Source organism: Erythrobacter sp. Alg231-14, assembly GCF_900149685.1.
Lineage (GTDB): Bacteria > Pseudomonadota > Alphaproteobacteria > Sphingomonadales > Sphingomonadaceae > Erythrobacter.
The window spans coordinates 481125-493045 of record NZ_LT702999.1; the positions used below are offsets into that span (position 1 = coordinate 481125).

Annotated in this window: 7 protein-coding genes; all 7 read left to right on the forward strand. The window is 55.3% G+C overall.

What is annotated here, in order from left to right; genetic code table 11:
- Nucleotides 1-296: 296 nt before the first annotated feature.
- The 7 genes from BQ8290_RS02275 to BQ8290_RS02310 all read left to right on the forward strand — a co-directional run bounded on the left by BQ8290_RS02275 (nt 297) and on the right by BQ8290_RS02310 (nt 11918).
- A complete protein-coding gene (locus BQ8290_RS02275) occupies nt 297-2555 on the forward strand; it encodes a TonB-dependent receptor domain-containing protein (protein ID WP_108787258.1) in 2259 nt (752 codons plus the stop codon).
- A 46-nt stretch (nt 2556-2601) separates the two neighbouring features.
- Nucleotides 2602-4626, forward strand: coding sequence for a DUF3604 domain-containing protein (locus BQ8290_RS02280; RefSeq protein WP_108787260.1), 2025 nt, complete (start codon nt 2602-2604; stop codon nt 4624-4626).
- A gap of 366 nt (nt 4627-4992) precedes the next feature.
- The gene (locus BQ8290_RS02290) at nt 4993-7035 is read left to right on the forward strand and encodes a DUF3604 domain-containing protein (protein ID WP_108787262.1); all 2043 of its coding nucleotides are present in this window, start codon (nt 4993-4995) and stop codon (nt 7033-7035) included.
- 7 nt (nt 7036-7042) lie between these two features.
- On the forward strand, nt 7043-8500 hold the full coding sequence (locus BQ8290_RS02295; protein WP_337660925.1) for a flavin-containing monooxygenase: 1458 nt from the start codon (nt 7043-7045) through the stop codon (nt 8498-8500).
- A gap of 47 nt (nt 8501-8547) precedes the next feature.
- Nucleotides 8548-9828, forward strand: coding sequence for a spinster family MFS transporter (locus BQ8290_RS02300; RefSeq protein WP_337660926.1), 1281 nt, complete (start codon nt 8548-8550; stop codon nt 9826-9828).
- A 14-nt stretch (nt 9829-9842) separates the two neighbouring features.
- Complete coding sequence (locus BQ8290_RS02305) at nt 9843-10802, forward strand: alpha/beta fold hydrolase (protein WP_108787266.1); 960 nt, start codon at nt 9843-9845, stop codon at nt 10800-10802.
- Nucleotides 10803-10877: 75 nt separating this feature from the next.
- Nucleotides 10878-11918, forward strand: a complete 1041-nt coding sequence (locus BQ8290_RS02310; protein WP_108787268.1) for a glutathione S-transferase N-terminal domain-containing protein — start codon at nt 10878-10880, stop codon at nt 11916-11918.
- The last annotated feature ends 3 nt before the right edge of the window (nt 11919-11921 follow it).

Here is an 11921-nt window from a genome sequence, read left to right on the forward strand (position 1 = left end):
TATGACGTGATATTTTATTCACACCGAGAAGAATTTGTGATTGCCGTGACACACGGGTTCGAGTTTCTGGTTGCTGTTGGGGCATTGGTTTACATGGCCGGTGCCCTTTCCCATTGTGGCCTTATAGCCGGACACGTCTTGAATACTGTATCAGTATGACACTGGCTTGATGAGCAGTTGCTGGCTCGACAATCTAGGTTTCTGGCCAATCAAATTGTCCGCAAATGATCCCCTGATTTGGTTTTCGTGGGCTTACAGTTCTTGCAAAACCAATAACTGGGATAGGGAGATTTCGGATGTTTGTAGGGAGAGTTGCGTCTACCGCTTCGGTGTTGGCCTTGGCAATTGGCGGGATGAGTTCAGCGGCTTACGCGCAGGATACCGAAGGCGATGAAAGTCAGACTGGCGGTCTGGACGTGATCGTGGTCACTGCGACCAAACGCGAGGAAAACCTTCAATCGGTGCCGGTTGCTGTCACTGCATTTTCCGAAGAACTGATTCAGGAAACAGGCATTAAGGATACCGCCGATATCGCGGTTCTGACGCCCAGCCTTGGCCAACTGCAAATCAGTAGCCCATTCGAAACCAGGCTTTCTATCCGCGGCATAGGCACCGCGCAGAGTGACCCGGCGCTGGAGGCCTCTGTAGGCGTATTCGTCGACGGCGTGTTCATCGGGCGCACCGGATTGGCGACCTCTGATCTTACCGACATCCAACGCATCGAAGTGCTTCAAGGACCGCAGGGAACGCTTTACGGTAAGAACACCAACGCAGGTGCGGTCAGTGTCATTACCAAGCGTCCCAGCCTTACCGAAGCCGAGGGCTATGTTGAGGGCACGATTGGCAATTACGATCTGCGTAATGTGACGCTTTCTGCATCGACCCCCATCGGCGACACCTTGGCTGTCCGTGTTTCGGGGAACATTAACAAGCGCGACGGATATATCGAAAATTTCAGTGGTGCTGATGGCAATACCGCTGATGACTGGAATGTTCAGGCAAAGCTGCTTTGGCAGCCGACGGACCGGCTCAGTTTCCTTTTCGGCTACACCCATGTCGAGCGCGACACCAATTGCTGTGTTCCCGACGCGACGCAGGGTCCGGCAGCACTGGCACTCCTTGCGCAACGCGGCGCGGTTGGGGCGACTATCCCGAATGATCCGTATGACTTCACTGTTGCGACCGACAGAGAGGGTGTTTTCCAGCTTAGCTCTGACTCGGCGACAATACATATAGAGCTTGAGACGGATTGGGGCTCGATCACCTCCATTACTGCCTATAACGAGTATGAGTATAGGCAGACCATTGACCAAGACCGTAGCCAGCTCGACATTTTCCGTCAGGCGCCCGAGTTCAATTCGGGTGACAGTTTCTCGCAGGAACTCCGCTTCGATGTGAACCTGGGCGACAACTTCGATCTTCTGGCTGGCTTGTTCTACTACAATCAGAGAGTTCAAAGCGGGGATGCTTCGCTTCCAGGTTTCCAGCTTGGGGCGGACTTCCTGCCAATCGCCACACAGTTGCTCGGACCACAGGTCGGCGCGATCGCTCGCCCGGGTGACGCTCTGATTGGTCGAGGAATCTGGGATAGTGATACTTTTGCCGGTTTTGGTCAGCTGACGTGGCACATCGGTGACAATGTGCATCTAACGGGCGGGCTGCGCCTTACTGTTGAAGACCGCGACGCCGATCTGTTCGCTCAGAGTATCTCCACTGCTCCAGCTGTAGTGCAATTTGGCGCGACCCCGTTTATAGATCGCTTCGCTCAAGCTATTGACGCGCAGCTCTCGCGCTCGACGACCAATGTCGACTGGCTTGCGAAAGTGGTTTTTGACGTTGCGCCAGACACGATCGTTTATGGTAGCGTCACCACTGGAACCAAGTCAGGCAACTTCAACGGGGTGAATGGCACGCCCGACCAGCGCGAGTTCGATGATGAGCACACCACCAGTTACGAAGTGGGGGCAAAGTCAACATTTCTCGACAATCGGGCGCGGCTCAATGCTGCGATCTTCTATTCGGAGATTACCGATTATCAGTTCCAGCTTGGGCTCCCGCAAGGCGGCACGTTCGTAAGCAATGACGGTAAAGTCGAAGTTTCGGGCGTGGATGTGCAGGCTCAGTTTGCGCCAATCGACAATCTGGTGCTCGATGCCGGTGTTCTGTTTATGAACGAGTTTGATGTGGTTGAGGGGCCACGGGCAGGCACCCAACTGACCTCAACTGCCGAATGGACAGTAAACCTCGGCGGGACACTGACGGCCCCATTGGGTGATGGCGATGTCTATTTGCGCGCTGACTATCAGTATATGAGCGATCACGATGCCGCCTCGAGCAATGGTTCTGATCCCGCTATTACGGTCCAGGATCGCAATGTCGTCAACGCCCGGTTGGGTTGGCGCAATGGTACTTTCAACGTTTCTGTTTGGGCCAAGAATCTGACCGATGACGAATACGCTACCTTCATATCGCCGATCCAGCCGTTTGGAGGTTCACGCGCGTTCTTCCTCGCACCTCCCCGGACGTACGGCGCGACTGTGCGCTTCGATTTCTAGGAACTGCAGAACCTAGTAGGCCTTAAAAAGAAGGGGAGAAGGACGAATGCTGAAAAAGATTGGATTGGGCATTTCGCTGCTGTTGCTCGTCGCAATCGGTTTTGTGGTATTCAGGTTCGTCCTCCCTCTCCAAGCGATAGCCGATCGAGTCGGGCCTGATACTGCTCCACGCGATTATGCATTGCAGGACAATAGCAGGCTCGATTTGCCAAATCCGCAGCCTGCGGGTGACCCGCAGCCGGCAAATCCCGATGGTAACCTATACTGGGGTGAGCTGCACGTTCACACCGCTGAGAGCTTCGATGCGACCCTTTTTGGCACCACGCTGGGCGTTGAAGACGCCTATCGCTTTGCCAAGGGTGAGCCTTTACAAAGCCCAAGTGGCGAGGTCATGCAGCTCAGTCGACCGCTCGATTTTGTAGCGATCACAGATCACGCTGAAGGTTTTGGCACGCGAACCCATTGTTCAGATGACGATTTATCTTGGCGCGAGAGTTTGGCCTGCGCGATTGCTAATGAGCCTAATCCGGGGATTTTCCAGCTCTTGGTGCCTCGCCCTGAGCCGGAACTGGGAGACACTTCAAAGCCAGCTGGCGTCTACCAAAACGAGACCAGAGAACCGCTCGAGCCCGGCGCTTTTCCGACTTGCCGCTTTGCCGACGACGCGTCGGAACGCTGCGCGGAAAATGCCCTCAGCGACTGGGCGCGCTTTGCCGAATTGGCCGACAGATATTACGAACCGGGTCGCCTAACCACGCTAATAGCATACGAATATTCACCGCCTCTCCCCGATCAGGGTAAGCACCACCGCAATGTCATATTTCGTTCCAACGTCGTTCCCGAGAGAGCGCTTTCGAGCCTTGATGTCCCGAATGCCATTGAGCTTTGGAGAGGGCTCGAAGCAGGGTGCGGAGAAGGTTGTGATTTTCTGACGATCCCTCACAATCCCAACAAGTCTTGGGGTCTCATGTATTCGCGTTTCACCTGGGACGGGAAAGAATACACAAAGGACGATTGGCGGATACGCCAGCGGCGCGAGCCCTTGGCCGAGATTTTTCAGATCAAAGGTGCGCAGGAATGCGCGCTGGGTGTGGGCGCGACCGATGAAGAATGCGCGTTTGAACAGGTGTTTGACCCGTGCGATCCGGGCGAACTAACGGGGTGCGCATTTCAGACGGGATTTGTGCGTCAGGGCTTAAAGGTCGGGCTGGAACTCGACCGTGAATTTGGCTTCAACCCGCTCCAATCCGGCTTTGTCGCCGCGACGGACAGCCACAATTCGAACCCGGGCGATGTAGAGGAGTGGGATTTCCCCGGATCAGCGGGGGCGATTAACTCCTCTGCATATCGGAGATTGAGAGAAGATCGCGGGGAGGTCCCGGCATTCAAGTCCTCAGTCCGTTTCAATACACCGGGCGGATTGGCTGCAGTTTGGGCACCTGAAAACACCCGCGAAGCTATCTTTGACGCGCTTGCGCGGCGCGAGACTTATGCGACATCTGGTCCGCGAATGGCCGTGCGCTTCTTTGCAAGCTGGGGTGTTGGTGATGGCATTATGGATGGCCTCAATCCCGAGCGGACTTTGCGCGCTCGCGGGGTGCCAATGGGCGGGGTGCTCAACCCGGACGCATCGCGCACAACGTCACCCGGTTTCTTTGTTTGGGCGACGCGCGATCCGATGGATGCGCCATTGCAGCGCGTTCAAATGGTGAAGGGCTGGATCGACGAGGATGGTGAGACGCATGAAAAGGTGGTTGATATTGCCTGTGCCGACGGATTGCAGGTCGACCCTGCAACGTCCCGCTGCCCCGATAATGGAGCTACCGTTGATCTTGAGACCTGCAAATACAGCACGCATTCTGGTGCCAATGAGCTAAAAACGATCTGGCGTGACCCTGACTATGATCCGGAACAAAACGCATTCTACTATGTGCGTGTCATCATGAATCCCACTTGTCGCTGGTCGAGTTATGATGCGATCCGGCTTGGCCGCGATCCCGATCCTCGCGTGCCGGCTACGATCCGTGAACGCGCATGGACAAGCCCCATCTGGCTAGATCCGACTGTTTGATTGCTCCCACCAATGGTAAACGTCAGGCATGTCATTCTTGACGGTGTCGGTGTGATCCGCTGGACGTTTTTCGAGGAACGAGGCCACCCCCTTCTTTTCCGCTTCCAATGCTGGTGTAGAACATCGCCAGCGAGCCCACCATGTGCGCCTCTAGCGGGTCAGGTTGGGCAGCGTTTCGGTACATCATCTTAGTCTTGCCGGTCATAGATAGGCGCACTCTGAAACTGAACTTGGCCGTTAATGATCCTTCGTCATGACCAAATCGTCCTACAAGAGTTTGCCATATTGTCCCTAAGCGCGATTTACCTGCGGTAATTTGCGTTGCTCAGGCGATGGGATCAGGCAAAGAACGAAGGAAGGGATTTGATGATTTCTCGCGTTACGCTCATTGCAATTCTTGCTCTTACAGCAGCTTGTTCAGGCAGTTCTGAACTTGACGAGAAGCGTGACGAAGCGCGTGATTACTACCGATCAACAAATACACTCATCGAGGCTGATGATGAGATACTCGACCTTTCGGGACCCGCAGCCAGCACCGAAGACCGTCCGGCACCCAATCCTAATCGCAATGCCTATTTTGGCGATCTACATGTTCACACAGCTCAATCGTTTGATGCTGTCGCTTTTGGAACAACGGCCTCGCCCGGAGATGCATATCGCTATGCCCAGGGTGAGGCAATCCAGCATCCCGGCGGGTTCGAAGTTCAGCTCGCCCAACCGCTCGATTTCTATGCCGTTACTGACCACGGCATGTTTCTTGGCCTTATCAGTGAGGCAGCGGATACCAGCACTAAGTTTTCGCAATACGAGCTTTCACAACCTTATCACGACATCAACGAGGAGGTGGATGGCGGCCTGCTGGATCTTGGCAGCAGAAACAATGTTTTCAGCAACTTCATTGCTGACGTTGTTCGCGCATTGCTAGATGGCACTGTTGGAGAGGACGAGCTTAACGATATTACCAGTTCAGCTTGGCAAGAAACGATTGCGGCTGCTGATGAAGCCTATCGACCGGGTTCCTTTACCACATTTGCTGGATATGAGTTCACCTCGTCCACAGCAGAACGTGAAGCACTTCATCGCAACGTAATCTTCCGGGGCACCGAGCGACTGCCCGCTCTGCCGTTTACCAAACTCAACAGCATGAATCCCGAGGGACTTTGGGGCTGGATGGACATGATGCGGGACCGAGGTGTTGAGAGCCTCGCCATTCCACACAACAGCAATGGCTCCAACGGTGCCATGTTCATGTTTACGGATTGGTCTGGGACCCCCATCGATCAGGAGTATGCAGACCTACGCTTGCGCAATGAGCCGCTAGTGGAAATCACGCAAGCGAAAGGGACGTCTGAGACGCATCCGATGCTTTCAAAGAACGATGAATGGGCAGGTTTTGAGATCTTTCCGTATCGGACCGCCACGACGATAGATAGCGATCCCCCTGGCAGCTATGTCCGTGATGCCTGGCAGCGCGGGCTAGCGCTCCAGGAGCGTGGCGGAGGAAACCCCTACAAGTTTGGGGTGATTGGCTCGAGCGATACGCACACGGGTGCGGCTTCTCTTCAAGAGGACAACTATTTCGGTAAGATCGGCGCGATGGACGATAGCGCCGAGAAGCGAGGCTCGATTCCCGCCAGTTGGCTCTACGGAACCATGGTTAGCATGGCGGCAGATGATATGGTCGTTGATGTCGAGGGCAATTCCTACCTGGATTTCGCGGGCTACCACTATTGGGGTGCTTCAGGAATTGCTGGCGTTTGGGCCGAAGAGAATACGCGCGAAGCGATCTATGATGCACTCCGGCGCAAGGAAACTTTTGCGACCAGCGGGACACGTATCAAAGTGCGCTTCTTTGCCAGCTATGATCTGAGTGAAGACCAGCTTGACCAGCCTGAATTGGTGCGCAGCCTTTATGAAAACGGGGTCACTATGGGCGGGAGCCTGAGGCCAAGCGGCGATCGTGCGCCTGCATTCCTCACTTGGGCAATGGCCGATCCCAACACTGCCCGCCTTCAGCGTGTTCAGGTGATCAAGGGGTGGCTCGAGAATGGTGAGCACCGCGAGCAGGTGTACGACGTCGCGTGCTCCGACGGGCTTAGCGTTGATCCAGAAACTCATCGTTGCCCTGACAATGGAGCGCGCGTCAATCTCGAAGACTGCTCGATAACCGCGGGTGTCGGAGCGAGCGAACTGAAGACCGTCTGGCGCGACCCGAACTTTGTCGCAGGACAGGAAGCCTTCTACTACGTTCGCGTTCTCGAGAACCCGGTTTGCCGCTGGTCGACTTGGGATGCGCTGCGAGCCGGTTATGCGCCTCGGCAGGATCTTCCAACGACCATTCAGGAACGCGCCTGGTCTTCGCCGATCTGGTACAGTTCCTCGAACGCATCCAATACTTTTGCACGCTGAGCCGCTTGTGAACACTAAGCCGGAATACACCGATGTTCTTATCATCGGAGCGGGGCTTTCGGGCATCGGCGGCGCCTGCCAGCTGCGGATGAAATGCCCCGGCAAAAGCTTCACGATCCTAGAGACGCGTAGTGCCAGTGGCGGCACTTGGGACCTATTCCGTTATCCGGGAATACGTTCTGATAGCGATATGTACACTTTCGCCTATGGGTTCAAACCGTGGACGGACGATTCTTCCATCGCCGATGGCCACAAGATCCTGAATTATATTCGCGAAACCTCTGCGCAATATGGGGTCGATCAGCATATCCGCTACAATCACAAGGTAATCTCGGCTGACTGGTCTTCGGCTGAGAAGCGCTGGCATGTTGTGGCGGAGCGGAGCGATACTGGCGAAAGCGTGAGCTTTGCCTGTAAGTTCGTGTTCAATTGCACCGGCTATTACGACTACGAGAACGCGTATACGCCTGAATTCGATGGCCTTGAGGGCTTTGGCGGCAAGGTCTTTCACGCGCAGCACTGGCCCGAGAACCTCGAATACAAAGGCAAGCGCGTCGTTGTTGTCGGAAGCGGTGCAACGGCCGTTACCTTGGTGCCTTCAATGTCTGAAGAGACGGCAAGCATGGTTATGCTTCAGCGGTCACCCACCTACATCGCCAACGTGCCCGGATCGCAGCCTATCGCCAAAAAGCTGCGCAAGTTCATCCCAGAAAGTTGGGCCTTTCGCCTTACCCGCTGGAAACAGGTATTTTTCCAGATTTATCTCTACCAGATTTCGCGCCGGAATCCTGAGGGTCTGCGGAAGTTTTTGCTCGGACGCGTGCGCGATGAGTTGGGGGAAGACTTCGACATTGCCACCCATTTCACGCCGAAATACGATCCTTGGGACCAGCGGCTTTGCGCTAGCCCTGATGGCGATCTTTTTGAAGCAATTCGTAAGGGCCGCGCCGAAGTGGTGACCGATCATATAGATCGATTCAATGAGTCGGGCATCCTGCTCAAATCGGGTAAGCAGCTTGATGCCGATATCGTGGTGTTGGCGACGGGCCTCAATCTAATGTTCGCCGGAGGCATCAAATATCATCTTGATGGAGAAGAGATCAATTTCGCGGAGCGCTTCGTCTTCCGCGGAATGATGTTCACCGGTGTCCCAAACATGGCCGTAACAGTCGGATACACCAATTCATCCTGGACGCTGAAAGCAGATCTGACCGGGAACTATGTTTGCCGCCTGCTGAAAGAAATGGATCAGCACGGCTATGGAACCGTTACACCCAAACTCAAAGGCGAGGTGAGCGAGATTCCCCTGATGGATTTCGATGCAGGTTACGTACTGCGTGCTCGCGATACATTCCCAAAACAGGGCGACCGGCTGCCTTGGAAAAACTACCAGAACTACATCCGTGATTTCATTGGATTGCGCCTCGCAGGTCTGCAGGATGACGAGCTGGAATTCCAAGAATGAGCGCCACCGAGAGTTCAAGCGTGGCAATGGCAAGGAAGCCTCGTGACTTGACAGCGAGCAAGCCGCTGGCTGGCCACAATGTGACGCTGCTCCTTCTGGTACTCGCTTTCACCTTGTCGATCAGCGACAGAATGATCCTGTCGATCCTGTTTCCCGACATCAAAGCGGAATTTGGGATCAGCGATGCACAATTGGGCTTGCTTGGCGGGATTTCCTTTGCCTTGTTCTACGCTGTCTTGGGAATCCCGATCGCGAGGCTTTCCGATCAGTTCAACCGCAAATGGATTATCATCATCAGCATCGTGATCTTTTCGATCATGACGGCGCTTGGCGGGTTGGCTGCGGGTTTTGTTAGCCTGCTGATCTTCCGGATCGGTGTGGGTGTGGGTGAAGCAGGTGTCGGCCCTGCTAGTCAGTCGATAATCGCAGACTATTTCCCGCCCAGACGCCGCGGGTTCGCGATGGCCACACTGATGTTGGGCGGAAGCTTTGGAATGATGCTTGGCTTCGTCGGAGGTGGCCTCATCGCCGAAAATTACGGTTGGCGCATCGCACTAATTTCGGTTGGCTTGCCTGGAGTGTTGCTCGCCCTGGTCATGGCCAAATTTCTCAAAGAACCGGGGCGAGGCACCTTTGAAACCCAAAAGGCGGAGCCCCCGCCGCCAGTATTCACAACCGCCAAGGTCATGTGGGCCAATCCGGCCATGCGGCATATCGTAGCCGGCTCGGTCATTGCGGGTCTGATGTCCTACGGTTTAACGCAGTGGCTCCCCACCTTCTTCATCAGAACGCACGGTCTCAGTCAGTCGCAAACCGGCATGGTGATGGCCGGAGTGTTTGGCATCTTGGGAGCAATTGGTGCGTTGGTAGCGGGCAAGGCGTTCGATCGCCTTTCTGTTCGCGGATTCCAATATGGACTGTGGATGCTTGCGGTCGTTCCTTTCATAACGATCCCATTCTTCGTCATGGGCTTGTTGGCCGACGATCTGACGACCGCAATGTTGCTTTTCATCATACCCGGATTGGCTGGAAATTATGCCTTCGGACCAACCTTGGCGATGGTGCAGACGCTATCGCCTGTGAATATGCGGGCCGTTTCAGCCGCGATAAAGATGTTGTTTCTCAACCTTGTCGGGATGGGACTCGGACCGCTACTCGTTGGAATTCTTAGCGATTTGTTAGAGCCGCAATACGGTAGTGACGCTCTTAGCGTAGCGCTTGCATACTTCTCGCTAATCGGCTTTTGGGGGTCGGTACACCTTTGGCTCTGCGGGCGAGCGATCGCGCGCCAGCAGGTCACACAGGTTGAATTGCTACAGGCGACTTAGACGCGGTGTTTTGGATGTGGGTCCTCTTTCTCCTGAGCGTTGCATTGGCGCTCCATGCTTATCGCGAATACTGGCGTCTGCGTTCCTTGCCCCAAATCCATATCGGCGAGTTTTGCGGCGATCTGTTGAGGGTGGGCCACACCTATATTGGCTGGCGGCCCGCATTCAATGGAAGCGAACGCACGATAGTCTGCTTTCCTGGCTTCCTTGAAGACATGCGCTATTTCCAGGCGCTCTACGAGAATGACGATGCCGAGTTGATTCTGGTCAATAACGCCAACTATCATTGCCCATTTCCGATGGATTTTGTGGAAGAGCTAAACTGGCCGACGAACCCATTCCGGGTTGGTACGATCGAATATGACGGGTTCTATCTCGGATTGGTTCTGGAGCGGATTGCAACCGGCCGTGACGTTGTGGTGCACGGACACTCGCGCGGCGGGGCTGTCGTGTTGGAGGCAGGTCGACAGTATCCTGAACTGGTTCGCTCCAAGCATCGCTGTTTTAGCGCGCTGCTCGAAGCGCCTGTCCTGCCTCAGGCGCGTGTGGCTGGAAAAGGTTCATACCCACCGCACCATCAAATCTACTCGTATTTCATGCCGATTGCATTTGGCCGGATGCGAAACATCAAGACCGGGCAGTTGCTCGAGATGCCAATGATGAAACCGACCACGCCGCTCAAGACCCGGCTTTGTCGTTCAGTTTTTTCCACCGCCCGGAACTATGCGACATGCATCACCAACTACCGCTCTATCGTCGCATGGCAGCGGAGCATTGGCATCGAAGTTTTCAGCAATTATCGCAAGCTGACGGTGGTTGTTGGCGAGCGAGACGATACCTTGGACCGTGAGAGCATGCTTGCCAGCGCGCAGCACGGCCAGGCAGACAATGAGGGCCTTTCGATCGTCGAGACAACAGGCACCAATCATTTCATCACGCTGGAACAGCCGGAAACGATCCGCGCCATTTGTTGATCGGCCTCTGGCCGGAAATGATGCCTTTATTTTTCCCTTGGCTCCGTAAGGACCACTCCCATCTAGGAGAGGAAAATGACAAGCGCTGAACCCATCCGCCTGGTAGGTGCAGCCGGGTCACCTTACACGCAGAAAATGGTGGCAGTGCTGCGCTATCGGCGAATTCCCTACGCCGTGACCCGCGCTATCCCCGCTGAGCATTGTGATGCGCTAGGCATCGATAAGCCCAAGCCAATTTTCGAGCCGACCTTCTTTTTTGACGAGCACGGCGAAAAAAAGGCGATGTGCGATTCCACACCTATCATTCGCAAGCTCGAAGCGCTCTATCCTCAGCGCTTCATTCTGCCCAGCGATCCAGCGCTCGCCTTCATTGACTATTTGATCGAAGACTTTGCCGACGAGTGGTGCACCAAATACATGTTCCACTATCGTTGGCACTTTGAAGCGGACGCGGACAATGCGGGTCTGTTGCTTCCACTTATGCTGGACGTCAGCCTTGCCGACGACGTGCTCAAGCCGAGGGCAGCCTGGGTCAAAGACCGGCAGGTGAGCCGACTTCATGTTGTCGGATCTAACGACACCACCGCGCCCTTGATAGACGCCAGCTACCGGCGCTTCCTCGGTGCCATGGATCTTCATCTTGCGAACCAGAAATTCATGTTGGGCGGCCGTCCAGGTGCAGGGGACTTCGGACTTTTCGGACAGCTCAGCCAGTTAGTGGGTTTTGATCCCACTCCCCGGGCCATCGCGCATACTCTCTCTCCACGCGCGGTGGCCTGGGTCGAACTCTTGCGCGATCAAAGCGGACTTGAACCTTCCGAAGAGGACTGGATCGGGCTGGACCAGCAACCGGAAAGCCTGCGTGGCATATTGAACGAGATCGGCCGGATGTATGCACCGGCCCAATTGGCCAATGCGCGCGCTGTTGAGGCCGGAAACGAGCATTGGGAAGCACAGATCGACGGCGCAACCTGGTCGCAGCGGACCTTCCCCTATCAAGCGAAGTGCCTGCGCTGGACAATCGAACACTATCACTCTCTCGACCACGCAGCTCGGGCCAGCGTTGACACCCTGCTGGATGGCACCGGCGTCGAGGCCATGCTGGTGGTCAAGTAAGAG

Bases quoted from the DNA above. Each gene is read 5' to 3' on its own strand.
- BQ8290_RS02290 (WP_108787262.1), top strand. From the start codon at position 4,993: ATGATTTCTCGCGTTACGCTCATTGCAATTCTTGCTCTTACAGCAGCT.
- BQ8290_RS02310 (WP_108787268.1), top strand. From the start codon at position 10,878: ATGACAAGCGCTGAACCCATCCGCCTGGTAGGTGCAGCCGGGTCACCT.
- BQ8290_RS02275 (WP_108787258.1), top strand. From the start codon at position 297: ATGTTTGTAGGGAGAGTTGCGTCTACCGCTTCGGTGTTGGCCTTGGCA.
- BQ8290_RS02280 (WP_108787260.1), top strand. From the start codon at position 2,602: ATGCTGAAAAAGATTGGATTGGGCATTTCGCTGCTGTTGCTCGTCGCA.
- BQ8290_RS02305 (WP_108787266.1), top strand. From the start codon at position 9,843: ATGTGGGTCCTCTTTCTCCTGAGCGTTGCATTGGCGCTCCATGCTTAT.